This window comes from Microbacterium sp. AK009 (genome assembly GCF_013410955.1).
GTDB lineage: Bacteria > Actinomycetota > Actinomycetes > Actinomycetales > Microbacteriaceae > Microbacterium.
Window position 1 is genome coordinate 429884 of sequence record NZ_JACCCG010000001.1, and the last position, 25578, is coordinate 455461.

The following is a 25578-nucleotide window of genomic DNA, read 5'->3' on the forward strand; positions in this document are numbered from 1 at the left end:
CGCCGCCGCGCTGCGCGCTCACGCCGCGCCGCCGCGCCCCGGCGCGTCCGCCGCAGAATTGCGCCTTCTCCGCAGAATCTCGCCAGGATTCTGTGGAGAAGGCGTCATTTTGTGAGCAGCGCGGAGGGATGCCAGGGCGTGCCTCCTGCACAGGTCCACGTCGCCCGCATTCACTCACAGTTCCGCGCGAACAGGGCCGGGACCGCGGCTCCGAACGCCAAGCTCGCAGGCATGAATCTTGCCCACTGGCTCGCGGCGCGAGACGGGATCGCCCACCGCGCCGACGCCTTGCGTGCGGGCTTCACCGTCGCGGCACTGCGGAGCTTCGTACGCACGGGCGGCGCGGTCCTTATCCGCCGCGCGTGGCTCGCGCTTCCCTCCAGCGATCCGCTTCTCGTCGCGGCGGCCAGAGCCGGAAGCAGGCTGACCTGCGTCACACTCGCTCGTCGCCGCGGATGGTGGATGCTCGACGAGCCTGATCGCCTCCACCTCCATCGGCTGCCTGGGTCGGGGGCGGTGACCGATGGCTTCGATGCGGTGACCCACTGGACTCGACCGATGCTCCCCGGCGGCCACGCACTCGTCGCTCACGTCGAGGATGCGCTGCTCCATATCGCCCATTGCCTGCCGTTCGAATCGGCGCTGGCCGTGTGGGAGTCGGCCGTACGCGTCGAGAAGCTCGCCCCGGAGTACCTGCGCTCCCTCGCGTGGACCTCGACCGCGGCGCACGAGCTGGCCGCGGCGGTCACAGGACTCGCTGACTCCGGCCTCGAGACCCTGCTCGTCACCCCGCTCCGTCGCTGGGGTGTGCACGTGCGTCAGCAGGTGTGGCTCGCTGGTCGTCCGGTAGACGTCCTGGTGGGGGAGCGACTGGTGATCCAGATCGACGGCTGGCAGTTCCACTCCTCGGCTGCGCAGCGTGCGAAGGACATCGCGCACGACGCCGAGCTGCGCCTGCGCGGCTACACCGTGCTGCGGTTCGGGTACGCCCAGGTCGTCCACGACCGAGAGGCGGTGCTCCGCGTCATCCGGCAGTCCATCGCCGCCCGTCTTCACCTGGCCGTCTGAGCGCACGTGCTTCGGAGAGAGGCCTCCTCTTCGGAGCATGGGGCCGATCGGCTCCGAACCTCGCGCGGGTCTCCGCAGTTCGTCCACCCCCACCGTTACCCTGGCGAGGTGATGAGGGCGAAGACCCACCCCGAGGCGACGGTCGGCGCGACGCGCCTGGCCGCGTTCACCGATGGCGTGTTCGCGATCGCGGCGACGCTTCTCGTCCTCAACCTCACCACCCACACGTTCGGAACGATCCGCAGCGACGGCGAGATGTGGGGCGCCCTCGCGGCGATGGGTCCCCAGTTCTTCAACTTCGCCCTCAGCTTCCTGCTGCTGTGTCTGTTGTGGATGACCCACGTCGCGCAGTTCGAATGGATCGTCCGGGTCGACGGCGTCATGATCTGGCTGAACAACATCCGGCTGCTCTTCATCGTCGTCGTGCCGTTCGCCACCGGCCTCACGACCGAGTACTCGCAGTACACGGCCGGCCGTGTGCTCATGCCGATCACCTTCTTCCTGGCGATCCTCACCAGCTGGTTGCAGTGGTCCTGGGCGGTGCGCCGCCGCGCCGACATCATTCCCGACCTCTCCGAGGGAGACGCTCGCGCCTACGGTCGGGGCGCCCTCAGCGCGGTGATCATCTCGGTCGTCGTCGTGATCGTCTCGCCATGGATCGGCTCGGCGGCCTTCCTGCTGTTCGTCTTCGACGGACTGCTCACCCGACTGCTGCGGGGACGCTGATCTCGTCGTCGTCGACGTCGTCGACGTCGTCGACCTCGTCCACGTTCGCCGAGGTCTCGCTCCGCCCCGCGGGAAGGAGCAGAGCGGCGAGGGTCGCGACCCCCAGCACGGCTGCGCCGAGGAAGACGGCCGGTCGCGCGGCGGCCACGTACTCGCCCGGAACGAGCGCGCCGCCCGCCCCGACGAAGACCGCGGTCATCACCGCCGTGCCGAGCGCGACGCCGAGCTCGCGCACCGTGGAGTTGACCCCCGACGCCTTGGCGTGGTCGACGAGCCCGAGGGTGGCGAGCAGCGCCGTCGCCGACGGGGCGAAGACGAGTCCCATGCCGACCCCCGCCATGATGAAGGGCGCCACGAGCGCCCCGTAGGGAACATCGGATGACATCACCGCGGCGATCCACGCCAGAGCGCCGCCCTGCAGGGCGAGCCCGAGCACCAGCAGCGCCCGCGTGCCGACGCGCGGCGCGATGAAGCCGGCGAGGGGAGCGACGAACATCGGGGCGAGGGTCCAGGGGGTCGTCTGCAGCGCCGCCTCGAGCGGCGTCGAGCCCTGCTCGACCTGGAGGAACTGGATGAGGAGGAACACCGCGCCGAACGTGCCGAAGCTGAAGGCGAAGCCGACGAGGTTCGTGATGGAGAACGAGCGGTCGCGGAAGAGACGAAGCGGGATGAGCGGTGCCGCAGTGCGCGCCTGCCACAGCACGAAAGCGAGGAGCAGGATGACGCCGAGGGCGAGCTCGCCGATGACGCCGACGGTGTCCCATCCGTCGTCGTTGGCCCGCACGATCGCGTGCACCAGCGCCAGCACGCCGCCGGCGGCCAGCAGCGCGCCCGGGATGTCGATCCGCGCAAGCGCACCGAAGTCGTTCGGAAGGACGAGGAGGGCGAGGGGGATGGCGATGAGGGCGACCGGGACGTTGATCCAGAAGATCGCCTGCCACGTCCAGCCCTCCATGATCGCCCCGCCCACGAGCGGTCCGACCGCGACCCCGAGTCCCGACACTCCGCCCCAGATGCCGATCGCCAGCGGCCGCCGGGCCGGCGTGACCGCGCCACTGAGGAGGGCGAGCGACAGGGGCAGGACGCCGGCGCCGCCGAGGCCCTGCAGTGCGCGCGCGGCGATCAGCTGACCCGGGTCGCTGCTGAGGGCGGCGAGCACCGAGCCGAGACCGAAGACGCCGATGCCGATCGCGAACACCGTCCGGCGACCGAATCGGTCGCCGAGGGCGGCCGCGACGAGGATCGCGCCGGCGAAGACGAGGGTGTACGCGTTGACGAACCACTGCAGCTCTTCGACGCTCGCGCCCATCTCCCGGCTGAGCACGGGGAGGGCGTTGGTCATCACGAGGTTGTCGAGCGTCGCCATGAACATCGGCAGGGATGCCGCGGCGAGAACGAGGGCGAAGGGGCGACGTGGCGGCGAGACGGGCATCGGAACTCCTCAGTTGTAATCGGATGATTACTTGCTGGAGGACAATGTAGTAATCGACTGATAACATGTCAACATGGCTCCTGCACCGTTGACGCCGACCGCCGCTGCCGCCGATGCGGCGAGTGCCGCTCCCGCTCGGCGCATGAGCTCCGACGAGCGTCGCGAGCAGATCGTCGCCGCAGCGATCGCGATGTTCGGCGCGCGCGGCTACGAAGGAACGACCACCGACGACGTCGCCCGGGCCGCCGGCGTCAGCCAGCCGTACGTGGTGCGTCTGTTCGGCTCGAAGGAGAGCCTGTTCCTCGCCGCCCTCTCCGCGTCATCCGATGCCCTGATGGCGGCCTTCCGTGAGGCGCTCGCCGACGACGCATCCGATCTCGAGCTTCCGCAGCGCATCGGCGACGCCTACGTGCAGCTGGTGAGCGTGCGGGGGCTTCACCAGACCCTGTCGCACGCCTGGCTGCTGGGCAGTCATCCGGTCATCGGACCCGCCGCCCGGAAGATCTTCGCCGACGTCTGGCAGTTCTTCCGCGAGGAGGTCGGCTTCTCCGCGGAGGAGGCCAGCTCGTTCCTCGCGCAGGGGATGCTCATCAACGTCATGATCGGGATGCGACTGGTCGACGACTACGACACCGACCCGCGCATCACGGAGTTGATGCAGACGTGCTTCCCCTCCAAGCTCCCGCAGATCCTCGACATCGCTCCTCGCGCCGCCGAACCCTGGTGACGGGCGCGGGCCCGGCGTATCGTCGCTGGCATGTGTCGGAACATCCACACCCTCCACAACTTCGAGCCCGCCGCCTCGTCGGACGAGGTGCAGGCCGCCGCCCTCCAGTACGTGCGGAAGATCGCCGGCACGACCAAGCCGTCGAAGGCCAACCAGGAGGCCTTCGACCGCGCCGTCGCCGAGATCGCCCACGCCACGCAGCATCTGCTGGACGACCTCGTCACCACCGCGCCTCCGAAGAACCGCGACGAGGAAGCGGCCAAGGCCCGCGCCCGTGCGGTCGCGTCGGGTCGGTACCAGGTCGCCTGAGCGCCCCCGCGGCCGCGTCGGACCCGGCGGGTAGGCTGGGACGGTGACCATGGAGATGGAGATCGGCCGCGCCAAGCGCGCTCGCCGCGCCTACACGTTCGACGACATCGCCGTCGTGCCCTCCAGGCGGACGCGCAACCCCGAGGATGTCTCGACAGCGTGGTCGATCGACGCGTACCAGTTCGACATCCCGGTGCTCGGTGCCCCGATGGATTCCGTCGTGAGCCCCCGGACGGCCATCATGCTCGGTCAGCTCGGCGGTCTCGGCGTGCTCGATCTCGAGGGCCTGTGGACCCGCTACGACGACCCCGAACCGCTCCTCGCCGAGATCGCGAGCCTCCCCGACGCTGCGGCCACCCGTCGCATGCAGGAGCTGTACACCGAGCCGATCAAGCCCGAGCTCGTGCGCGACCGGCTCGCCGAGATCCGCGCCGGCGGCGTGACCGTCGCAGGCTCCCTCACCCCGCAGCGCACCGCCGAGCTCTACGAGACCGTCGTCGCGGCCGGGGTCGACCTGTTCGTCATCCGCGGCACCACCGTCTCGGCAGAGCACGTCTCCAGCGTCGCCGAGCCGCTGAACCTCAAGAAGTTCATCTACGACCTCGACGTACCCGTCATCGTCGGCGGGGCGGCGACCTACACCGCCGCGCTCCACCTCATGCGCACCGGCGCCGCCGGGGTGCTCGTCGGCTTCGGCGGGGGAGCGGCCTCGACGACACGCGCGACCCTCGGCATCCACGCCCCCATGGCGACCGCGGTCGCCGACGTGGCCGGCGCGCGCCGCGACTACCTCGACGAGTCGGGCGGGCGCTACGTGCACGTCATCGCCGACGGCGGTGTCGGCACCTCCGGCGACATCGTCAAGGCCCTCGCGATGGGCGCCGACGCGGTCATGCTGGGCGTCGCGCTCGCGCGCGCGACCGATGCGCCCGGCGGCGGGTTCCACTGGGGCCCTGAGGCCCACCACGCGAAGCTCCCGCGCGGTCGCCGCGTGAAGGTCGACCAGGTCACCACGCTCGAGTCGATCCTCTACGGCCCGGCGCCGGTCGCCGACGGCACCGCGAACCTCATCGGGGCGCTGAAGAAGTCCATGGCGACGACCGGCTACTCCGACCTCAAGGAGTTCCAGCGCGTGGAGGTCGTCGTCGCGCCCTACCCGCAGTGATGACCCAGCCCGCCCCGCTGCCTCAGCCGGCTGCGCCGCAGGAGTTCCCGCCGACGCTGCGCGAGGTGATGATCCGGCCGCAATGGATCGCGCTCCTGGCGCTCTCCCTCGTGGTCGCCGGCCTGTTCGCGTGGCTCGGCCAGTGGCAGCTCGGGCGGGCGATCGACACGGCGCCCCTTCCGCCGGGGGCGACCGAGCAGGTGCGCCCCCTGGACGAGGTGAGCGAGCCCGGCGAGTACCTCCCCGAGCCCTTCGTGGGGCAGCGCGTGAGCGTGAGCGGCTCGTGGGTACCCGGTGACTTCATCGTCGTCTCCTCCCGCTTCAACGACGGGGTCGAGGGCTACTGGGTGACCGGGCAGCTGCGCGTCGCCGACACCGTCACACCCACCTCGATCGCCGTCGCGGTCGGATGGGCGCCGACGCAGGATGCCGCGGACGCGGCCGCCGAGCGCCTGAACGCCGACGTCGCGGGTGGGGCTTCTCCGATCGCGATCGAGGGGCGCCTCATCTCCGACGAGGGCGCGGTCCCGCCGCCGTCGGGCGCGGATCCGCAGACTTCGATCCGGATGTCGCCGGCCGCCCTCCTCTCGCGATGGAGCGACACGGCGGGGCTGGAGGTCTACCGGTCGTACATCGTCGCCGAGGTGCCGCAGGGCGGGCTCGACCAGATCGTCTCGGCGCCGCCCGAGGCGGGGTCGGCGGTGAACTGGCTGAACATCTTCTACGCCGCCGAGTGGGTCATCTTCGCGGGCTTCGCGTTCTACCTCTGGTACCGGCTGGCCAAGGACGCCTGGGAGAAAGAGGTCGAGGACCTCGAAGACGCCCGCGCCGCGTCATCCGCCTGACGCCCGCTGCAGGTCCGCCGTCGGCGACAGCCGGTAGGCGGCCCGGTAGTCGCGCGAGAAGTGAGCCGCGCTGAGGTAGCCGACGGCCGAAGCCGCCTGCGACGCAGACCGCCCCTCGGTGAACATCGCACGCCGAGCCTCCCCGAGGCGGAGGCGCTTCAGGTATCGCATCGGAGTGAGCCCGGTGATCTCACGGAATCGCCGTGTCAGCGTCGCGGGGCTGATGTGACAGAGCGCCGCCGCTTCGTCGACCGTCCACGGACGCGCGAGGGCCGCCGCGAAGTGCTCGATCATCGTGCTGACGGTCTCGGCGTGAGCATGCTCGGCCGCGGCGTGCAGCCTCGCGGCCTGGTCGCTCTGCAGGAGCCGAAGGGTGAGTTCCCGGCTGATCAGGGGCAGAAGCACCGGGATGTCCTCGGGAGTGTCCAGGAGACCGAGGAGTCGGTCGACGGCGTCGGCGATATCCGCCGTCGTCGTGCCCAGTCGCGGGGGCGTGGGCTCCTGTGCGGAGGGCGGGCGCGGGAGCTGGCCGGCGACCTCGGCGACGATTGCGGGATCGAGCTGCCAGTTCAGGGAGAGGAAGTCGCCATTGGCGCCCGTGTCGACGACGCGGGCGATGATTGGCAGCTTGACCGGAGTGATGAGGAACCGGTCCGGTCCCCACTCCAGGCCCCCGGAATCGCCGTCGATGGTCTGCTTGCGACCGTGGAGCACCATCGCAAGACACGGGGGGTAGCGCACGAACAGCATCGGTGTCGGCGCGGTGGTGCGTCCGAGCGTGACTCCCAGCGACTCTGTGCGGCGGAGGCTCCCGATGTGACGGCGAGCCGTGTCGGCCGCCCGATCGAGAGTCGCCGTCGTGCGGGCATCCATCTGCCCATCAAACCTCATCACGCCCGCCGTTCCTGACGTTTTCCGTCAAGGTCCCGACGCGACGGGGCAAGCTCCCCGCGTCGTCGGGCAGGAGTCTTGAGACATGACCTCTTCTTCTGTCCCCACCCTTCCCCGCGACGAGCGTCTGGCCGGCCGCACGGCGATCGTGACCGGATCCTCGAGCGGGATCGGCGAGGCGATCGCCCACGTCCTGGCCGCGTCCGGAGCCCACGTCGTCGTCCACGGCCGCAGCACAGCGCGCACCGAGGCGGTCGCCGCTGCCATCGGCGCGCGCGGCGGACGTGCCTCTGTCGTCATCGCCGACCTGGCCGAGAGCCCCACCGCCGCGCGGGACTTCGCCGCGCGGGCCGTCGACGCCCTGGGCGGACGGGCCGACATCCTCGTCAACAACGCGGGGATCTTCCCCGTCGGACCGACCGCGGATCTTTCGGATGAGGATGTCGCGGCGCTCCTGGCGACCAACATCCGCGTTCCGCACGATCTCGTCGGGGCCCTGGCCCCAGCCATGGCCGAGCGCGGCGAGGGGGTTGTCGTGAACATCACCTCGTGGATGGCGAACGTGGGGACCCCGGCGGTGGGCCTGTACCCGGCGACGAAGGCCGCCCTCGACCATCTGACGAAGGCGTGGGCGGCCGAATACGGCCCGCAGGGTGTGCGCGTGAACTCCGTCGCCCCCGGCGCGACTCTGACCCCCGGGAACGCCGACGCCGCCGCGATCCTCGAGGCGATGACCGCCGGATCTCCGGCGGGCACGCCCGGACGCCCCGTCGACATCGCGTTCGCCGTCCGGTACCTCGCGTCGGACGAGGCGGCATACGTGCACGGTGCGACGATCGACGTCGACGGGGGAATCGTCTCCGCCCGCGTGTGACCCGCAGCCGTGTGAGCCGCCCCCGCACCTGGTTCGGCACCGAGACATCCGAATCGGGCCGGGGGCACCGGCCGGTAGACTCGGGACATGCCGCGTGCCCCGAAACTCGCCTCGTTTCCGGCGATCCGCGGAGCGCTGACCTTCTACCAGATCTGCTCGATCATCACCGGTGTGGGCCTGCTCCTGCTCGTCGCGGAGATGATCCTGAAGTACACCCCGCTGCACATCGAGTTGTTCGCGGGAGGCTCGGGCGGGTTCCTCTGGTTCGCGCCCGTCATCGCCGGCGCCGACTGCCTGTGGTGGTCGCTGTTCCTCCCCGCGACGAACAGCTGCGAGATGATCTCCACGGGTGACGGGTTCAACATCTCCCTGTTCATCCTCGTCGCGCACGGCTGGTTCTACGTCGTGTACCTCTTCGCGTGCTTCCGCATCTGGAGCCTCATGCGCTGGCCGTTCCTGCGCTTCATCACCCTCGCCCTCGGCGGCGTCGTGCCGCTGCTGTCCTTCTTCATGGAGGCGCGGGTGGCTCGCGAGGTCCGCCGCTACCTCGCTGAGCGCGAGGCCCAGGCCGCGGCCGCGGCATCCGAATCTCCCACCGTCCCCGCTTCGGAAGGCACCCGGTGACCGAACAGACCGAGACGTCGCAGCGTCCCGTCCTCGTCGTCGACTTCGGCGCGCAGTACGCGCAGCTGATCGCCCGGCGGGTCCGCGAGGCCGGGGTGTACAGCGAGATCGTGCCGCACACCGCTACGCCCGACGAGATCGCCGCGCGCGAGCCCGTCGGCATCATCCTCTCCGGCGGACCTTCGTCGGTGTACGAGGACGGCGCTCCGGCTCTCGACCCGGGTGTCCTCGAACTCGGGGTCCCGACCCTGGGCATCTGCTACGGCTTCCAGGCCATGGCGAAGGCCCTCGGCGGGGAGGTCGCTCACACCGGTCTCCGCGAATACGGGGCCACCGACGCCACGATCGTCGCTGAGGGGACGCTGCTCGAGGGCCAGCCCGCCGCGCAGAACGTCTGGATGAGCCACGGCGACCAGGTCGCCAAAGCACCGGAGGGCTTCGACGTGCTCGCCCGCACCGCCGCGACCCCGGTCGCCGCGTTCGCGAACGACGCCCGGCGGCTGTACGGCGTGCAGTGGCATCCCGAGGTGAAGCACACCGACCACGGTCAGGCGGTGCTCGAGAACTTCCTGCACAAGGCCGCAGGCCTCCCCGCCGACTGGAACAGCGGCAACGTCATCGCCGAGCAGGTCGAGAAGATCCGCGCCCAGGTCGGCGGCGCCCGCGTCATCTCGGCCCTGTCGGGCGGGGTCGACTCGGCGGTCTCGACGGCGCTCGTGCACCGCGCGGTCGGCGACCAGCTGACGGCGATCTTCGTCGACCACGGGCTGCTGCGGAAGGGCGAGCGCGAGCAGGTCGAGAACGACTACGTCGCCTCCACCGGTGTGCGGCTGGTCACCGTCGACGCGCGCGAGCAGTTCCTCGCCGCGCTCGAAGGGGTTTCTGACCCGGAGCAGAAGCGCAAGATCATCGGGCGCGAGTTCATCCGCGCGTTCGAGGCCGCCGAGCGAGATCTCGTCGCCGAGGCGGCGGCCGACGGCGAACCGATCCGGTTCCTCGTGCAGGGCACGCTCTATCCCGACGTCGTGGAGTCGGGCGGTGGCACGGGGGCGGCCAACATCAAGTCGCATCACAACGTCGGGGGCCTTCCCGAAGATCTGCAGTTCGAGCTCGTCGAGCCGCTGCGCACCCTGTTCAAGGACGAGGTCCGCGCGATCGGGCGCGAGCTCGGCCTCCCGGAGGCGATCGTCGCGCGCCAACCGTTTCCGGGCCCCGGCCTCGGCATCCGGATCGTGGGTGAGGTCACCGCTGACCGTCTCGAGATTCTGCGTGACGCCGACGCGATCGCGCGGGCCGAGCTGACCAAGGCGGGCCTCGACGGGGAGATCTGGCAGTGCCCCGTGGTGCTCCTGGCCGATGTGCGCTCGGTCGGCGTGCAGGGGGATGGCCGCACCTACGGGCATCCGATCGTCCTTCGCCCGGTGTCGTCGGAGGATGCGATGACGGCGGACTGGACGCGCCTGCCCTACGACGTGCTGTCGAAGATCTCCAACCGCATCACCAACGAGGTCCGCGAGGTCAACCGGGTGGTGCTCGACGTCACGTCCAAGCCCCCCGGCACCATCGAGTGGGAGTGAGGCCGTGCCGGCGCGGGGTGCCGGCGGCGTGCGGGGTGCCGGCGGCGTGCGGGTTGCCTGCGGTGTGCGGGGTGATCGACGCACCGGAGGACCGATCGCGCGCGAGCGACCTCCCGTGAGCGGATCTCCTCCCGTGCGCCCGGCCTGCCCCGAGAGGAAGATGGAACGGTGACCGTCTTCCCCGATGCCGAGTACGTCATCCTCTCCAGCCGGCTGATCCCCGACCGGGACGGCGGGTACACCCTCGCAACCCTCGCGCGGGCGCGGCAGATGGCTGCCGCCGGCGTGCACGGCGGGCGAGGGCCGCTCCTCCTCACCGTCGATCCGGGCACCCCCGAGGAGCACGCGCACCACCGCGCCGTCTTCGACGGACGTGACCTCATCCTCGGCGTCGACCGCATGCGGAACCTCTTCGACGAGGCGATCGGAGCGGATGGCGGTGCCGCCGCGTGGCTGCTCGATGCCGCGCGCCCCGGCGATGCCGATCCGGCCCTGCAGTACCGGGCGGTGCCCGGCGATCGCCCGGCCCTGTCGCTTCCCGTCATTCCCGACGACCCCGACTGGCACATCACCACCGCCCCGATCGCCGTGCACGGTCCGGATGGGCGGGTGCGCGGCATCCTGTCCGGGTTCGGTGCGCTGTACCGCGCGTGGCTGGAACATGTGACGGCAGGACTTCGGGCGGGTGACCCGGCGCGGCCCGTCATCGTCGTGTGCGAGTCGCGACAGCTCGGCGAGCTGCTCGCCGGGTGGGACGACCCCGATGTGCGGCTGCTGCACTCGATCCACACCGTGCACATGGAGCCGCCGTACACGCTCGACGCCGAGACGAACGCACTGTGGGAGCGCTGGTTCAGCGTCGCCGAGCGCTTCGATGCGGTGCTCTGGCCCACCGTGGCGCAGCGCGACGCGATCCAGGAGCGGTTCGGGGCGTCGGATGTGCACATCGTCGTGCCGAACGCGGTGCCCGCCGCCTCGGCGGTCGCGCCGCTCGCCGGCCGCGATCCGAACCAGGTCGTGATGCTCAACCGCCTGGCGTTCCAGAAGCGCGTCGATCATGCCGTGCGCGCGTTCGCCGGCGTCATCCGTGTTCTTCCCGAGGCGCGGCTCGATATCTACGGCGACGGGCCGCTGCGCGAAGAGGTGCAGGCGCTCATCGACGAGCTCGGAGTCGGTTCGCACGTGGTGCTGCGCGGATCCACGGATGACCCGGAGCGCGTGCTCGATCACGCCGCCGTGTTCCTCTCCACCTCTCGGCACGAGGGCCAGGGGCTGTCGCTGGCGGAGGCGCTGGTGCGCGGGTGCCCGGTGGTCGCCTATGACGCACCCTTCGGACCGGCCGAGGCGCTCGCCGGCGGAGGCGGACTGCTCGCGCCGAACGGCGACATCGAGGCGATGACGCAGGCCCTGGTGCGTGTGCTCACCGACCTCGACCTGCGCCACCGGCTCTCGGTCGAGGCCGTCGAGGCGGCGCGGCGCATCGAGCCCGAGCACGTGATGACGGCGCTGGCCGGCGCGGTGCGCGACGTGCTGGCGAGGCCGTCCCGGCGGGTGTGAGCGCGTCGCGCCGCGCCGCGCGCGCCTCGCGCCGCACGCCATGGGTGCCGCCCGCGCGCTTCGCGCGCCCCGCATCTCGCCTTCGTGAGGATTTTTGCTCTTCGCGCGGATCGGAGAGCCCCTTCCGGTCCGCGTGAGCGCGAATCTCTTCGTGAACGCGGGGAAGCGGTGCGGCCCGCGCCGCGCGCGCTTCGCGCGCCCCGCATCTCGCCTTCATGAGGCTTTTCGGTCTTCACGCGGATCGGAGAGCCCCTTCCGGTCCGCGTGAGCGCGAATCTCTTCGTGAACGCGGGAAAGCGGTCCGGCCCGCGCCGCGCGCGCCGCGCGCCCACGCTTCTCGCCTACATGAGGATCTTCGGTCTTCACGCGGAGCGGAGAGCCCCTTCCGCGCCGCGTGAGCGCGGATTCCCGCGTGAGCGCGGGGAGGGAAGCGCGAACGCGGGGAGAAGCCGCCCCACTCTGCGCTGAGCCGATCTGCCCAGGGCGGCGCGGGCGGCCGGGCCCGCGGCATCCGTCGCACGATGAGTGCATGTCAGACACTCCCCGCCCTCCGGCGTTCGGTCCCGAGACCCGACGCGAACTGTTCCACCACCGGGTGCTCGTGCTCGACGGTGCGCTCGACGACGACAACGGCACGCTGCTCACCACGCAGCTGCTCACCCTCGCGGCCGAGGATGAGGCCGCCGACATCGCCCTGTGGATCCACTCTCCCGGCGGATCGGTGCCGGCCATGCTCGCGATCCGCGACGTGATGCGGCTGATCCCCAATGACGTCGCCACCCTCGCCCTCGGCATGGCCGCCAGCGCCGGGCAGTTCCTGCTCTCGGCCGGGACGAAGGGCAAGCGCCGCGCCCTCCCGCATGCGCGGGTGCTGATGCACCAGGGTTCGGCGGGCATCGGCGGGTCGGCGGTCGAGGTGGAGATGCAGGCCGACGACCTCCGCCACACGCGCGACACCGTCCTCGCACTTATCGCCGACGACACCGGGCAGCCCGTGGCGCGGGTCTTCGACGACTCGCTCCACGACCGCTGGTACACCGCCGCCGAGGCGCAGGCCTACGGCTTCATCGACGGGATCGTCGACGGCTTCGACCAGGTCGTGCCGCGCCGCCGGCGGCCGGCCGGTCTCAGCGTCAGCGCATCGGAGGTGGCGGCGTGAGCGGGTACACGATCCCGAACGTGGTGGCGCAGCATCCGCGGGGAGATCGCATCATGGATGTCTACTCGCACCTTCTCGCAGAACGCGTGGTCTACCTCGGCACCGCCATCGACGCGGGCGTCGCGAACGCCCTCATCGCCCAGCTGCTGCACCTGGACGCCGACAGCCCGGAGCGCGACATCCAGCTCTACATCAACTGCGAGGGCGGCGACCCCGCGGCGATGCTCGCGATCTACGACACGATGCAGCACGTGCGGCCGGATGTCGCGACGACCGTCGTCGGGCAGGCGATCGGCGTCGGGGCGGTGCTGCTGGCCACCGGCGCCGCCGGGAAGCGGGCTGTGCTCCCGCACGCGCGCGTCGTGCTGCATCAGCCTGCCGGTCAGGGTCGCGGCGCGATCCCCGACTTGATCCTCCAGGCCGACGAGCTCGTGCGGGTGCGCGGTGAAGTCGAGGAGATCCTCGCGCGGCACACCGGTGTCGATGCGGCGAAACTCCGCGTCGACACCGACCGCGACCGTGTCTTCACCGCTGCCGCGGCCGTGGACTACGGCCTGGCCGACACGGTCCTCGAGCGGGCGTAGCCGCCGCGGGTCCTCAACTCCTGCATTTCGGGTCGTCGGGCACCGGATTGCGGTCGCTGAGCCACGCCCGGCGCCGGAATGCAGGAGTTAGGGACAGGCCCGCCCTCGCACTCACCTGCGCAACTCCTCTCATTCGCCTCGCGCAGCCCGCGTTTCCAGCCGATCGGCGCCCCCCGCCCCCGAATCTGAGGAGTTATGCAGACGCCGCCGCCCGCACCGCCGCCACCGCATCGGCGGGCCGGCCGCGCCAGGGCGCGCCGTGGCCGGGAAGGATCCACTCCACGTCCAGCGCGGCGAGCCGGTCGAGCGAGGCGAGGGCCTCGGCCGGCTCATCGGTGAAGGGGGCGGGCTGCGGTCCGACCTCGCCGGTGAGCACCGACCGTGTCGTGAGGGCGTCACCGACGAACGCCGCCCGCACCGCGGGAACATACACCGCGACGCTCCCGGGGGAGTGGCCCGGCAGCGCGACGATCCGCGGATCGCCGGGAAGGGGAAGCACCTGGCCGTCGACGATCTCGACGACCTCGGTGAGGTGCCGGGTACGCGCCCCGCCCTTGCGCGCGGCGTAGAGGAAGAAGCCGACGAGGGCGCCGAGGCGCTTCCGACCCATCGCCGTCGGCGGCTTCGGGCCGCCCTTCGCCCGCTCCGCGTCGGCAGCGTGCACGTACACGGGCACACCGTGCTCGCGCCGCAGGCGCTCGGCGAAACCGAGGTGATCGCTGTCCCCGTGGGTGAGGATGACCCCGCGGATGTCGCTGAGGCCGCGTCCCATCGCGCCAAGCTCGCGCAGCAGGTCGCGCCAGTGCCCGGGGAGTCCGGCGTCGATCAGGGTGATCCCGTCGGCGGTCTCGACGAGGTAGGCCGCGACGATGTCGTTGCCGATGCGGCGGAGCTGGGGGGCGAGTCGCATTGCCGTCTTCTCTCTAGGTGGATTACCATAGCTACGGTACATAGCCTTCATGGCTAACGTCAATAGCTGTCCGATATTCCCCGGAGGCCGCGATGCCCACGCCCGAGCGCACCACCCTCCCCGCGATCGTCGCCTCGGCGCGGGAACTACTCGAGCAGAGCGGGGCCGCGGGGGTGACCATGCAGGCCGTGGCCGAACGCGTCGGCGTGCGCGCGCCCTCCCTGTACAAGCGAGTCCGCGACCGGGACGAACTCCTCCGCCTCGTGGCCGAGGACGCGGCATCCGATCTCTCCCACCGCTTCGCCGCCACCGGCGGAACCGTCACTGAGCTCGCCCACGCGTACCGCGCCTTCGCCCATGCGAATCCCAAGAGCTTCCGCTTGCTGCTCGACTCCGATGCGGCGGCGGGGGCGTTCCGCGACGTCGCCGGCCCCATCCTCGATGCGACGAAGAGCCTCGAGGCGGCCCGCCTCGTCACGGCGTGGGCGACGGGCTTCCTCACGATGGAGCTCGCCGGCGCGTTCCGCCTGGGCGGTGACCTCGACGAGGCCTACGCCTTCGGGCTCGACACCATCGTCGCCGGGCTCGACCGGGCGGCCTAGCGCTCGGCCTTCGGCCAGACCTTCCCCGCCCAGGGGTCGTAGTCGGCGACGAGGTCTTCCTGCGGGGGTCGCTCGCCCTCGGCGACGTGCTGGAGGTTCACCCGCACCCGGTACCAGAGGGAGGATGACCCGCGCATGCCGTCGATCATGACGTCGGCGGGATGCAGCTGCGCCGCCACCCCGGAGTGATGCGCCTTCCAGGTCTCGAGCGCCTCGAGCGCCTCAGGCTTCGTCTTCGTGCGGGCGACCTCGATGAGCGGCATCGTCGACTGCCGACGCCCCGAGCCGTCGCCGCCCCGCGGCGGCTTCTCGGCCGGCCCGAGCTCATCGGCGAGCCGGAGCAGTCCGTCGAGCGACCCGGCGGCGTCGTCGATGCCGGCATGCGGATCGCCGATCTCGGCGTACCGGGTGAGCATCGTGGGCACCGTGAAGGCCTCGGGACGGGCCGTGCGCACCTCGCCCCACGACAGCGGGGCCGACACGCGGGCGTCGGGCCGAGGCCTCACCGAGTACGCCGAGGCGACGGTGCGGTCCTTGGCGTTCTGGTTGAAGTCGACGAAGACGCTCTCGCCGCGCTCCTCCTTCCACCACCGCGCCGTCGCGAGGCCGGGTGCGCGGTTCTCGACCTCGCGCGCGAGGGTCTCGGCGGCGAGGCGCACCTGCTTGTAGTCCCACTCTGGGGCGATGCGGATGAGGATGTGCAGGCCCCGCGATCCGCTCGTCTTCGGCCATCCCGCGAGCCCGACGTCGTCGAGCACCTCGCGGGCGACGAGGGCGACGTCCACGATCTGCGACCACTCGACGCCGGGCATCGGGTCGAGGTCGATCCGCAGCTCATCGGGGTGGTCGAGGTCTTCGGCGCGCACCGGGTGGGGGTTCAAGTCGAGGCATCCGAGGTTCACGACCCACGCGAGCCCGGCCGCGTTGCGGATGACGGCCTCCTCCGCCGACGTGCCCGACGCATAGTGCAGCGTGGCGGTGTCGATGAAGGCCGGGTGGTTCTCGGGCACGCGCTTCTGGAAGAACGGCTCGGCGTCGATGCCGCGGGGGAAGCGCTTGAGCACCATCGGGCGGCCGCCCGCGCCGCGGAGTGCGCCGTCGGCGACGGTGAGGTAGTACTCGACGAGGTCGAGCTTGGTGATGCCGGGCTCGGGGAAGACGACCTTGTCGGGGCTGGATATCCGCACCTCCTCGCCGTCGACGTCGAGGATCGCGGGCGGTGTCTTCGCGGCCATGCGGCCCACCGTACTCGCGCGCGGGTCAGGCGGCGAGGGCGAACGCGCCGCGGACGCTCGTGCTACGCACGCTCTGGACGCTCCGCAGATCGTCGGCGACGCCGAGCGTCAAGTCGATGAGCGTGGTGTCGAGGGCGCCGGCGATGGCGGCGATCATCTCGCTCGAGGGCTCCTTGCGGCCGCGCTCGACCTCCGAGAGATACTGCGGCGACACCCCCGCACGGTGGGCGGTGTCGGTGAGGCGCTCGCCGCGCTCGTGGCGCAGGCGCCGCAGGCGCTCGCCGAGGGCATCGCGCCACAGAGGTTCGGGCGGGAGATGGTCGCTCATGAAGCGAGGGTAGAGAGCGGATGCCGCGCTGCGCCACGCGTTCTGCTCACAGCAGAACGTCTCGCCCGGCGAGCCCGGCCGGGCCCGCTCTGCCTCGCCTGGCTCGCCTGTCCGTGGCTGCCGCCCTTGAGCCGGTGGCCGCGGGCACCGGCTCCACAGAATGACGCCACGTTCACACAATCTCGACGATCCGGTGTGAGATACGCCACATTCTGTGGGGGACGGTGCTGGCAGCCAACGGCCCGCGCCCGGCTGCCGTAAAACGGTCGAGTCGTGCCCGGGCAGGTAACGCGGAACGGCCGGCCCGAGCACCGGGCCGGCCGTTCGTGGCGCGAGTGAGGTCGCTACGCGCTATCCGCGTGGACTTACTCGCTGCCGCGAAGGATCGCGAGGATCCGGAGGATCTCGATGTAGAGCCACACGACGGTGACCATGATGCCGAAGGCGCTCAGCCAGCCGTACTGGCGCGGGGCGCCGTTGCGAACGCCCTGCTGCACCTGGTCGAAGTCGAGCACCAGCGAGTAGGCCGCCATGATGACGACGAGGACGCCGATGATGAGGCCCAGCGGGACACCGGGGATGATCTCCATGCTGCGCAGGCCGAAGGCGCCCCCCGCGATCGGAACGTTGAACAGCATGAGGCCGACGTTGATCAGCGAGAAGACCAGGTAGCCGACCATCGCGATGAGGAAGATCTTCGTCGCCCGCGCCGAGGCGCGGATCTTGCCGCTGGCGAACAGCGCGAGGGTCACGCCGACCACGACGAGGGTCGCGAGCGTCGCCTGGAAGACGATGCCCGGCCACTGCACCTCGAAGAACGCCGAGATGCCACCGACGAAGAGTCCCTCAGCCGCGGCATAGGCGAAGATCAGCGCGGGGCGGACCTTCTTGCGCGACGTGAAGATGATCACCAGCGCCAGGACGAACCCGGCGAGGCCACCGACGATCATCGGCAGCACCGAGACGTTCGGGGTCGTCGGCACGAGGCCGCCGAGCGTCCACACCCAGCCGACGGCGGCGGTGACGAGGAGGATCGCGAAGAGCGACACCGTCTTGACGACGGTGTCCTCGATCGTCATCCGTCCGGTCTCGACCGAACCGGCAGGCGGGCCGGCGAAGGCGCCTTCGAGCTGCGCCTGCGCGGCGAGGTCGACGCCACCACGCGAGGCGGAGCCTGCGGCGTCGGCGGGCGGCGGAGTCAGGCTTGCTGCACGCGCACCGCCCGGGTATGACTGCACGGCGCGCGGGTCCTGGAACGCCGGATTGTTGAATGCGGGGTTGTTGAGGGCCACTGCTCTCACACTCCAAAGTATTCGGGCCACAGCGGTGTGCTGTGAATCAACGATATCGGACCCTTCCCGATTCCCGGCAGGTGGGGTGCTGTGAAGCGACTATGAGCAGAGCTGAGCGTCTAGCCTGAAACCGTGCGCCGCCCCCTCGTCATCGGCCATCGGGGTGCCCCCGGCTACCGTCCCGAGCACTCGCGCTTCTCCTACGCGCTGGCCCTCGAGATGGGGGTCGACGCCGTCGAACCCGACGTGGTGCTGTCGAAAGACGGCGTGCTGGTCGTCCGCCACGAGAATGAGATCTCGGGAACCACGGATGTCGCGGCGCGACCCGAATTCGCCGATCGCCGCACCACGAAGGAGGTCGATGGCATCGCCCTGACCGGGTGGTTCACCGAGGACTTCATCTGGGACGAGCTCGCCACGCTCCGCTGCCGCGAGCGCCTGCCCGAGGTGCGCCCTGCAAGCGCGAGTTTCGACGACCGTCAGCCGGTGCTGCGCCTGACCGACGTGCTCGACCTCGTCCGCGACGCGTCGCTCGCCCAGGGGCGCGAGATCGGCGTCGTCCTCGAGATCAAGCACGCCACCTACATGGACTCGCTCGGCTTCGACCTCGCCGCCATCATCCACGGCGACCTGCGCGCGGCCGGGTGGGCGGCGGGGGAATGGCCTCTCATCGTGGAGTCGTTCGAGTCCAGCATCCTGTTCGCCCTGCAGGATCGGGGGCTCCCTGCCCGCTACGTCTATCTCCTCGAAGCGGCGGGGAAGCCGTTCGACCTCGTGGTCGCCCACGGCGAGGACGCCCCGACCTATCCGTCGATCGCCGAGCCGGGGGGCCTGGACAGCCTGGTCGGACGCGTCGACGGCATCAGCGTGGACAAGCGGATGCTGCTGGCCCCCGACCGCCTGGGCCGGGCCAGCGACCGCTCGCGGATCGTCGCCGACGCCCACGAGCGTGGCCTCGAGGTCTTCACGTGGACGTGCCGGCCCGAGAACCCCTTCCTCCTGAAGCAGTTCCGGGGCGCGGGCGGCAAGGCGGCGTTCGGCGACTACGAGAGGGAGTGGGCACTCATCGCCGACGCGGGCGTGGACGGCGTCTTCGTCGACCACGCCGACCTCGGCGTCCGGTTCTTCCGCGACCGCCTCACTTCTGAGGGTCGTGGCCCCAGTTCATGAGGGAGTAGCGCCACGACGTCTCGGTGACATCCCCGCTCGGGCGCTGCGCTGAATGCCGTGAGACGTACCCGGTGACCTTCTTCATGTGCGCGTAATCGCTGTCGGTGAGGTCGGCCTTCTTCTTCTCGAGGATCTTCACGATCCGCCGACCCGAGGCGTGACCGGTCGATTCGCCGCCGCCGTCCTTCTGCCCGACGTCCTTCGACTCATCGGTGTCGAGCCACTTCTCCAGCTCCCGCGTCGTCATGTTCACGGCCTCGGCGAAGTCATCCGCGATCTTCTTCTGCTCGTCCTTGTCCATGGCGCGATTGTGTGTCGGCACACGCCGGGAATGAACCCCTTGCATCCCGCGCTGGCACATGCAAGCCCGAACCGGTTCCTGAGAGCCTCATGCCAAGGTGCGTATACGCCCCGCGTAGACTTTTGGTTTCACCGACGGGCGTGCTCGAGCCCGTCGAACGGAGGTTTCGTGGCCGGAAATGCGACCACTCGGTTCGGCAACGTGTCGTTGCTGTCGGTGGCGAGCGTGCTCCCGAGCCGGGTGACCACCTCCGACGACATCGAGGATCGCCTCTCCGAGGCTCTGGCCCGCCTGCGGCTGAAGCCCGGACTGCTCCGCCGCGTGGCGGGCGTCAACGAGCGCCGGAACTGGGCCGCGGGCGAGTCATCGGATGACGCCACCATCGCCGCCGGTACGAAGGCGCTCGCCGAGGCGGGTGTCTCCCCGGGCGATGTGGGCCTCCTCATCAACACCTCGGTGACCCGCAAGCACCTCGAGCCCTCGGTGGCGGTGCGCCTGCACCACGGCCTCGGACTCCCCACCTCGGCGATCAATTTCGACATCGCCAACGCCTGCCTCGGATTCGTCAACGGCATGAGCCTTGCCGCCGGCATGATCGAGTCGGGCCAGATCCGCTACGCGATCGTCGTCAACGGCGAGGACGCCGACGAGATCCAGGTCAACACCATCAACCGACTGGTGAACTCCAACGCCGATCGTGACGGGTTCATGAGCGAGTTCGCCTCGCTCACCCTCGGCTCGGGTTCGGCGGCGGCGGTACTGGGCCGCGCGGACGAGCATCCCGAGGGCCATCGGCTGCTCGGCGGGGTGACCCGCGCCGCCACGCAGTTCCATGAGCTGTGCGTGGGGAGCGTCGACGGCATGTTCACCGACGCCAAGGCGCTGCTCAAAGGCGGTCTCAACCTGGTCGTCTCGGCGTGGAAGGAGGCGGCACCCGAGTGGAAGTGGTCGGGTATGGACCGCTACATCACCCACCAGGTCTCCTCGGTGCACACCAACTCGATCGTGAAGGCCGCCAAGCTCGACCCCGAACGGGTGCCGGTCACGTACGACCGCTACGGCAACGTCGGACCCGCGTCGATCCCCATCACCCTCGCCGAGCAGCAGTCGTCGCTCCAGCGCGGCGACCGGGTGCTCCTCATGGGCGTCGGGTCGGGGCTGAACACCGCGATGATGGAACTGGCCTGGTGACGGACCGGTGACGTCGCCGGCCGCGCTGCCCCCCGAAGGTCTTCCCGGACTCGACCCCCGGTTCTCACGCCTCATCGCCGTTCCCGGCCGCGGGGTGGACGAGGGGAGGACGCGCACCTGGCACGTCCTGGACACCGGCCCCGCACTCGAGACGCTCGGCGTCGCCCCGAGGGGGACGATCCTCGCGGTGCACGGCAACCCGACCTGGTCGTACCTCTGGCGGAGCATCGTCGCGCGCTCGTTCGCGGCCGCGGAGGCGGGCGAGCACGCATGGCGGGTCATCGCCGTCGACCAGCTCGACATGGGCTTCTCCGAACGCACCGACGTCATCCGCCCGCTCGCGCAGCGCGTGCTCGACCTCGCCACCCTCACCGACACCCTGGAGCTCGCCGGCCCGGTCGTCACCCTCGGGCACGACTGGGGCGGGGTCATCTCGCTCGGGTGGGCGGTCGATCACCCTGAGCTCCTCGCCGGGGTGATGCTGTTGAACACCGCCGTGCACCATCCCGAGGGGGTGCCGATCCCCGCGCCGCTCCGCCTCGCCGGTGCGCGGGGCGTGCTCGCCGCCTCGACGGTGCAGACCACGGCCTTCCTCGACACCACCCTGGCGCTCGCCTCCCCGGCGCTGACTCCGAAGGTGAAGGCCGCCTTCCGCGCACCGTACGCCACCGCCGAGCGCCGTCGCGCTATCGGCGGTTTCGTCGCCGACATCCCCGTCGACGCCCGCCATGCGAGCTTCGCCGAACTGCAGCGGATCGCCGACGGCGTCAGCCGGCTGACGGTGCCCGCCCTGATGCTCTGGGGCCCTCGCGATCCGATCTTCAGCGACCGGTACCTCGACGACCTGGTCGAGCGGATGCCGCAGGCCGACGTCCACCGCTTCGAAGGCGCCGGGCACCTCATCGCCGAGGATCGCGACTATGCCGCCGCCGTGCTGACCTGGCTCGCCGAGCCTCACGGAATCGCGTCAAAATCACACTCCTCCGCCGGAGAAGTGGGGAGTTCGCGCGATTCTGTGGGTGTGGCGGAGGGCGCGGGCGCCGCGCGGGTGGAGGCGCAGGGTGCCGCCGGCGGCGGGGTGCGGTCGCGGGACGCGGACGCCGCGCGCGTGCAAGCGCAGGGTGCCGCCGGCGGAATGGATGCCGCGTGGACCCCGCTCTGGGAACGCCTCGACGCGCGCCGCGACGACGACGTCACCGCCGTCATCGAGATGGGCGCCACGGGTGTCGTCCGCCGCGTGAGCTGGCGGCAGCTGGACGACCGTGTCCGCACCCTCGCCGCGGGGCTCACCGCCCTCGGCGTGCGCGCTGGCGACCGCGTCTCTCTCCTCGTCCCCCCGGGCCCCACCCTGACGGCGATCATCTACGCGTGCCTGCGCATCGGCGCGGTCGTCGTCGTCGCCGACGCCGGTCTCGGTGTGAGGGGCCTCACCCGCGCCGTGCGCGGCGCCTGGCCCGACGTCGTCATCGGGGAACTCCCCGGCCTCACCGCCGCGCGGGTTCTCGGCTGGCCGGGCCTGCGCATCTCGGTGCCGACGCTCCCCGCCGTGACAGCCCGAGCCCTCGGCATCCGGCACAGCCTCGCCGACGTCACGCGGGAAGGTGCCGCAGCCGGCCTCCCGCCGAGCCCCGGCCCCGACGACCCCGCCGCGATCCTCTTCACCTCGGGCTCGACCGGCCCGGCGAAGGGGGTCGCCTACACCCACCGGCAGCTGTCGGCGCTCCGCGACATCCTCGCCGCGCATTTCGACGTCTCGTCGGGCACCGGCCTCGTCACCGGCTTCGCCCCCTTCGCTCTCCTCGGCCCCGCGCTCGGCACGCTCTCGGTGACACCCGACATGGACGTCTCGGCGCCCCGCACCCTCACCGCGTCCGCGGTCGCGGCGGCCGTCCGCGCGTCACAGGCGCGCATCGTCTTTCTCTCGCCGGCGGCGATCCTCAACGTCGTCGCCACCGCCGACGCCCTCACCGACGATGACCGGGCGGCGCTCGCCGGTGCGGAGACGTTCCTCTCCACCGGGGCGCCGATCAGCGAGGCGCTCCTGAGCGCGGCCGCGCGGGTGATGCCGAACGCGACCGCGCACACTCCGTACGGCATGACCGAGTGCCTGCTCGTCACCGACATCACCCTCGACGGCATCCGTGCGGCGGCCGAGGCTCCCGATGCCGGCGTCTGCGTCGGCACCCCGATCGGCGAGAACCGCATCCGCATCAGCGCCCTCGAGACGGACGGCCGCGCCACCGGCGACCCCGCCGAGACCCCGGGCGTCCTCGGCGAGATCCTCGTCTCGGCCCCCCACCTGAAGGACCACTACGACCGCCTCTGGCTCACCGACCGCGAGGCCTCGCGCCAGACGCCCGACGACGGCGGCCGCTGGCATCGCACCGGAGACGTCGGACACCTCGACGAGGGCGGCCGTCTCTGGGTCGAGGGGCGGGTGCCGCACGTGCTGGTCACCGCCGACGGACCGCTCGCCCCGGTGGGTCCCGAGCAGCAGATCGAGCGCGTCGACGGCGTCCGCCGCGCGGCGGTGGTCGGGGTGGGGCCGCACGGTCTCCGCCAGGCCGTCGCCGTGATCGAGACGACACCGGCCGCGCAAGGCCCGGGCCTCGCCGCCCCGGAGCTCGCTGCCCGCATCCGGGCCGCGACCGACACCCCGCTCGTCGCCGTGCTCGCCGTGCCGGCGCTTCCCACCGACATCCGCCACAACTCCAAGATCGACCGCACCCGCCTGTCGGGTTGGGCGGAGCGCGTGCTCTCCGGCGAGAGGCCGACGGCGCCGTGAAGGTTCTCGTCACCGGGGCATCCGGCTTCCTCGGCGGTGCCGTGGCGGCCGACCTCGTCGCCGCGGATCACGAGGTGCGCACCCTCCAGCGCCGCCCGTCCGGTGTCGCCGCGGCCGACGACATCCTGGGGTCGGTGACGGACCCGGATGCCGCGGCGCGCGCGATCGACGGCATGGACGGCGTCATCCACCTCGCCGCGAAGGTGTCGCTCGCCGGCGACCCGCGCGACTTCGAGGCCGTGAACGTCGGCGGCACGCGCACGATCCTCGATGCGGCCGAACGGGCCGGAGTCTCGCGGTTCGTCTTCGTCTCGTCGCCGTCGGTCGCCCATGCCGGGTCGGCACTCGCCGGGGTGGGGGCAGAGCCCGCCTCGCCCGAGCATGCGCGCGGCGACTACGCCCGCACGAAGGCCGCCGCCGAGCTCCTCGCCCTCTCGCGGGACAGCGCCGGGATGGCGGTCGTGGCGATCCGGCCGCACCTGGTGTGGGGGCCGGGCGACCCGCAGCTGGTGGAGCGCATCGTCGCGCGAGCGCGCGCCGGACGGCTGCCGCTGCTCAACGGCGGGACCGCGCTCATCGACTCCACCTACATCGACAACGCCGCGACCGGCATCACCGCCGCTCTCGTCCGGGCGGAGCACGCCCACGGGCGCGCGTTCGTGCTGACCAACGGCGAGCCCCGCGCCGTCGGGGAGCTCCTCGCCGGCATCTGCCTCGCCGCCGGCGTCGCGCCGCCACGGTGGAGCGTTCCGGCGGGCGTGGCGCGCGCTGCGGGCTCGGTCGTCGAGCGCATCTGGGCCGTGCGGCCCGGTGAGGACGAGCCCCCGATGACCCGTTTTCTCGCCGAACAGCTGTCCACGGCGCACTGGTTCGACCAGCGCGAGACCCGCGACGCGCTCGCGTGGGCACCGACGGTGTCGATCGACGAGGGCCTCGACCGCCTCGCCGAGCACTTCCGCGCCGAGCACTTCCGCGCCGCGCACTGACCCCCGCCGCGCGCGAACCTACGCCGCGAGCGGCACCCGCACCGCGAGCGACTCGATCGCGAGCCGGTACTCCTCGATCATCCGCTCGCGGGACAGGCGCGGCCGCGCCGCGAGTGCCCGGTGCCGGAGGACCGGCCGCGCGGCGAGCACCCGGTCCCAGGCCCCGGCGATCTCGATCGGATCGTGTGCGGTCACGACCCCGAACCCTTCGACGACACGGGCGGCGTCACCGACCGCGGTCGTGATGGGCGTCGCACCCGACGCCGCGCCCTCGATGAGGCACAGCGGCGACGCCTCGCCGAAGGCGCTCGTGAGCGCCACGATGTCGGCGATCCGGTGGAGGTTCGGCATGTCGTCGCGGATCCCCAAGGCGTGAATCCGGGAGGATGCCGCAACACCCGCCTCCCCGCACGCGGCACGCAACGCGGCGTTCGCCTCCGACATCCCCGCCCCGCACATGAGGTAGTGGGTGTCGGGCCGCCGCTGCGAGTGCGCAGCAACCGCTCGGAGGAACAGCCCGGGGTTCTTCATCGCGTCGAATCGCGCCGCGAAGAGCACGACGGGCGCGTCGGCGGGAATGCCGAGCGATCGCCGGATCGCTGCGCGCTCCGGCATCGTCCCCGGTCTGAACCGCTCCGTGTCGATGCCGTTCGCCACGACGTGCGTGGGAACCCCGTCCCCCAGCACCTCGCGGTAGGCGTCGCGGGTCGACTCCGCACAGGCGATCGCTGTGGAGACGAGCCCGGTCCGGGCAGCGTCGGCGAGCCAGTCGCGAGCGGGGCCGGCGTGTCCCGGATCGGAGCGGTGGAGGCTCACGGCGACGGGCACAGCGGGCATCATGCCCCGCTCGCGGAGGGCGAGGAGGAGCCCGAGCGGCTGCTCCTTCAACGACACCACGACGTCGGCCTGCCCGATCAGCGCTGCCGCCCGACGCAGCTGACGCGTCGAGAAGGCCTCGGGCCCGAGCGGCGTGTCGCCCGCCGTGCGCCCGAGGTTTCGCACCTCGACGCCCGCGGCGACGAGGCGTCGGCAGCGCGGGTCTTCCGCCATCCTCTGCACGGTCGCCTCGCGTCGCGCACGCGCCGCGATCGACAGGACGCGGTGATGCTGCGTGCCTCCGTGCAGCCCGGGCAGCCCGTGAAGCCCCGCGACGACATCGGTGTGCAGCACCCGGGCGCCTCCGGCGAAGAACCCTTCGTACAGCGACAGAACCCGGAGGGGTGCGGTCATCGTGGCGCCT

The 25578-nt window shown here is 71.4% G+C and carries 25 protein-coding genes; 17 read left to right on the top strand and 8 right to left on the bottom strand.

The annotated features are described in order from the left end of the window. The first annotated feature begins 231 nt into the window (after nucleotides 1-231). Entirely contained in the window at nucleotides 232-1068 is an 837-nt protein-coding gene (locus tag HDC37_RS02095) for an endonuclease domain-containing protein (protein ID WP_179558723.1), read from the top strand. Between the two features lie 111 nt (nucleotides 1069-1179). Beyond that, a complete protein-coding gene (locus HDC37_RS02100; protein ID WP_218869266.1) occupies nucleotides 1180-1794 on the top strand; it encodes a TMEM175 family protein in 615 nt (204 codons plus the stop codon). On the opposite strand, the gene HDC37_RS02105 is transcribed toward HDC37_RS02100, so the two are convergent. Next, nucleotides 1769-3226, bottom strand: coding sequence for a DHA2 family efflux MFS transporter permease subunit (locus tag HDC37_RS02105; RefSeq protein ID WP_179558725.1), 1458 nt, complete (start codon nucleotides 3224-3226; stop codon nucleotides 1769-1771). The genes HDC37_RS02100 and HDC37_RS02105 overlap by 26 nt on opposite strands. Nucleotides 3227-3299: 73 nt before the next feature. On the opposite strand from HDC37_RS02105, the gene HDC37_RS02110 reads away from it, so the two are divergent. The 4 genes from HDC37_RS02110 to HDC37_RS02125 are packed head-to-tail and all read left to right on the top strand — an operon-like array spanning nucleotide 3300 to nucleotide 6272. Further along, a complete protein-coding gene (locus tag HDC37_RS02110) occupies nucleotides 3300-3953 on the top strand; it encodes a TetR/AcrR family transcriptional regulator (RefSeq protein ID WP_179558726.1) in 654 nt (217 codons plus the stop codon). Between the two features lie 30 nt (nucleotides 3954-3983). Next, nucleotides 3984-4262, top strand: a complete 279-nt coding sequence (locus HDC37_RS02115; RefSeq protein WP_179558727.1) for a DUF2277 domain-containing protein — start codon at nucleotides 3984-3986, stop codon at nucleotides 4260-4262. A gap of 49 nt (nucleotides 4263-4311) precedes the next feature. Continuing rightward, nucleotides 4312-5427, top strand: a complete 1116-nt coding sequence (locus HDC37_RS02120) for a GuaB3 family IMP dehydrogenase-related protein (protein ID WP_179559090.1) — start codon at nucleotides 4312-4314, stop codon at nucleotides 5425-5427. After that, a complete protein-coding gene (locus HDC37_RS02125) occupies nucleotides 5427-6272 on the top strand; it encodes an SURF1 family protein (protein WP_374939122.1) in 846 nt (281 codons plus the stop codon). Before HDC37_RS02120 ends, HDC37_RS02125 begins: the two co-directional genes overlap by 1 nt. Here the strand turns inward: HDC37_RS02125 and HDC37_RS02130 are convergent. Continuing rightward, complete coding sequence (locus tag HDC37_RS02130) at nucleotides 6261-7145, bottom strand: AraC family transcriptional regulator (RefSeq protein WP_179558728.1); 885 nt, start codon at nucleotides 7143-7145, stop codon at nucleotides 6261-6263. The two genes, HDC37_RS02125 and HDC37_RS02130, sit on opposite strands and share 12 nt — an antisense overlap. 103 nt (nucleotides 7146-7248) lie before the next feature. Here HDC37_RS02130 and HDC37_RS02135 point away from each other — a divergent pair, with 103 nt between their 5' ends. The 6 genes from HDC37_RS02135 (at nucleotide 7249) to HDC37_RS02160 (ending at nucleotide 13538) form a co-directional block, all read left to right on the top strand. Next, the gene (locus HDC37_RS02135) at nucleotides 7249-8037 is read left to right on the top strand and encodes an SDR family NAD(P)-dependent oxidoreductase (RefSeq protein ID WP_179558729.1); all 789 of its coding nucleotides are present in this window, start codon (nucleotides 7249-7251) and stop codon (nucleotides 8035-8037) included. A gap of 87 nt (nucleotides 8038-8124) precedes the next feature. After that, entirely contained in the window at nucleotides 8125-8661 is a 537-nt protein-coding gene (locus HDC37_RS02140) for a DUF3817 domain-containing protein (protein ID WP_179558730.1), read from the top strand. Beyond that, nucleotides 8658-10238 carry a glutamine-hydrolyzing GMP synthase gene (gene guaA, locus HDC37_RS02145; protein WP_179558731.1) on the top strand — a complete coding sequence of 527 codons (1581 nt, stop codon included), beginning with the start codon at nucleotides 8658-8660 and terminating at the stop codon, nucleotides 10236-10238. Before HDC37_RS02140 ends, guaA begins: the two co-directional genes overlap by 4 nt. A gap of 168 nt (nucleotides 10239-10406) precedes the next feature. Then, on the top strand, nucleotides 10407-11795 hold the full coding sequence (locus HDC37_RS02150; protein WP_179558732.1) for a glycosyltransferase: 1389 nt from the start codon (nucleotides 10407-10409) through the stop codon (nucleotides 11793-11795). 529 nt (nucleotides 11796-12324) lie between these two features. After that, nucleotides 12325-12954, top strand: coding sequence for a ClpP family protease (locus HDC37_RS02155; RefSeq protein WP_179558733.1), 630 nt, complete (start codon nucleotides 12325-12327; stop codon nucleotides 12952-12954). Further along, entirely contained in the window at nucleotides 12951-13538 is a 588-nt protein-coding gene (locus HDC37_RS02160) for an ATP-dependent Clp protease proteolytic subunit (RefSeq protein WP_179558734.1), read from the top strand. The genes HDC37_RS02155 and HDC37_RS02160 overlap by 4 nt, the downstream gene beginning before the upstream one ends. A 193-nt stretch (nucleotides 13539-13731) precedes the next feature. On the opposite strand, the gene HDC37_RS02165 is transcribed toward HDC37_RS02160, so the two are convergent. Next, the gene (locus tag HDC37_RS02165; protein WP_179558735.1) at nucleotides 13732-14448 is read right to left on the bottom strand and encodes an MBL fold metallo-hydrolase; all 717 of its coding nucleotides are present in this window, start codon (nucleotides 14446-14448) and stop codon (nucleotides 13732-13734) included. Nucleotides 14449-14540: 92 nt separating this feature from the next. Here HDC37_RS02165 and HDC37_RS02170 point away from each other — a divergent pair, with 92 nt between their 5' ends. Continuing rightward, complete coding sequence (locus HDC37_RS02170) at nucleotides 14541-15050, top strand: TetR/AcrR family transcriptional regulator (RefSeq protein WP_179558736.1); 510 nt, start codon at nucleotides 14541-14543, stop codon at nucleotides 15048-15050. Here the strand turns inward: HDC37_RS02170 and ligD are convergent. The 3 genes from ligD to HDC37_RS02185 all read right to left on the bottom strand — a co-directional run bounded on the left by ligD (nucleotide 15047) and on the right by HDC37_RS02185 (nucleotide 17905). Then, entirely contained in the window at nucleotides 15047-16285 is a 1239-nt protein-coding gene (ligD, locus tag HDC37_RS02175) for a non-homologous end-joining DNA ligase (protein ID WP_179558737.1), read from the bottom strand. The two genes, HDC37_RS02170 and ligD, sit on opposite strands and share 4 nt — an antisense overlap. A gap of 25 nt (nucleotides 16286-16310) precedes the next feature. Then, nucleotides 16311-16613 (bottom strand): helix-turn-helix domain-containing protein, encoded by a 303-nt coding sequence (locus HDC37_RS02180; protein WP_179558738.1) that lies wholly within the window; start codon nucleotides 16611-16613, stop codon nucleotides 16311-16313. A gap of 365 nt (nucleotides 16614-16978) precedes the next feature. Continuing rightward, nucleotides 16979-17905 carry a Bax inhibitor-1/YccA family protein gene (locus tag HDC37_RS02185; protein ID WP_179559092.1) on the bottom strand — a complete coding sequence of 309 codons (927 nt, stop codon included), beginning with the start codon at nucleotides 17903-17905 and terminating at the stop codon, nucleotides 16979-16981. Between the two features lie 132 nt (nucleotides 17906-18037). On the opposite strand from HDC37_RS02185, the gene HDC37_RS02190 reads away from it, so the two are divergent. Further along, a complete protein-coding gene (locus tag HDC37_RS02190) occupies nucleotides 18038-19075 on the top strand; it encodes a glycerophosphodiester phosphodiesterase family protein (RefSeq protein WP_179558739.1) in 1038 nt (345 codons plus the stop codon). Here HDC37_RS02190 and HDC37_RS02195 read toward each other — a convergent pair. Next, entirely contained in the window at nucleotides 19044-19376 is a 333-nt protein-coding gene (locus HDC37_RS02195; protein WP_179558740.1) for a DUF3140 domain-containing protein, read from the bottom strand. The genes HDC37_RS02190 and HDC37_RS02195 overlap by 32 nt on opposite strands. Nucleotides 19377-19544: 168 nt before the next feature. On the opposite strand from HDC37_RS02195, the gene HDC37_RS02200 reads away from it, so the two are divergent. The 3 genes from HDC37_RS02200 to HDC37_RS02210 are packed head-to-tail and all read left to right on the top strand — an operon-like array spanning nucleotide 19545 to nucleotide 24338. Next, complete coding sequence (locus tag HDC37_RS02200) at nucleotides 19545-20567, top strand: 3-oxoacyl-ACP synthase III (protein ID WP_308472054.1); 1023 nt, start codon at nucleotides 19545-19547, stop codon at nucleotides 20565-20567. 7 nt (nucleotides 20568-20574) lie between these two features. After that, complete coding sequence (locus HDC37_RS02205) at nucleotides 20575-23352, top strand: alpha/beta fold hydrolase (protein WP_179558742.1); 2778 nt, start codon at nucleotides 20575-20577, stop codon at nucleotides 23350-23352. Beyond that, on the top strand, nucleotides 23349-24338 hold the full coding sequence (locus HDC37_RS02210) for an NAD-dependent epimerase/dehydratase family protein (protein ID WP_179558743.1): 990 nt from the start codon (nucleotides 23349-23351) through the stop codon (nucleotides 24336-24338). The genes HDC37_RS02205 and HDC37_RS02210 overlap by 4 nt, the downstream gene beginning before the upstream one ends. 18 nt (nucleotides 24339-24356) lie before the next feature. On the opposite strand, the gene HDC37_RS02215 is transcribed toward HDC37_RS02210, so the two are convergent. Further along, complete coding sequence (locus HDC37_RS02215) at nucleotides 24357-25568, bottom strand: glycosyltransferase (protein ID WP_179558744.1); 1212 nt, start codon at nucleotides 25566-25568, stop codon at nucleotides 24357-24359. Nucleotides 25569-25578: the final 10 nt, after the last annotated feature.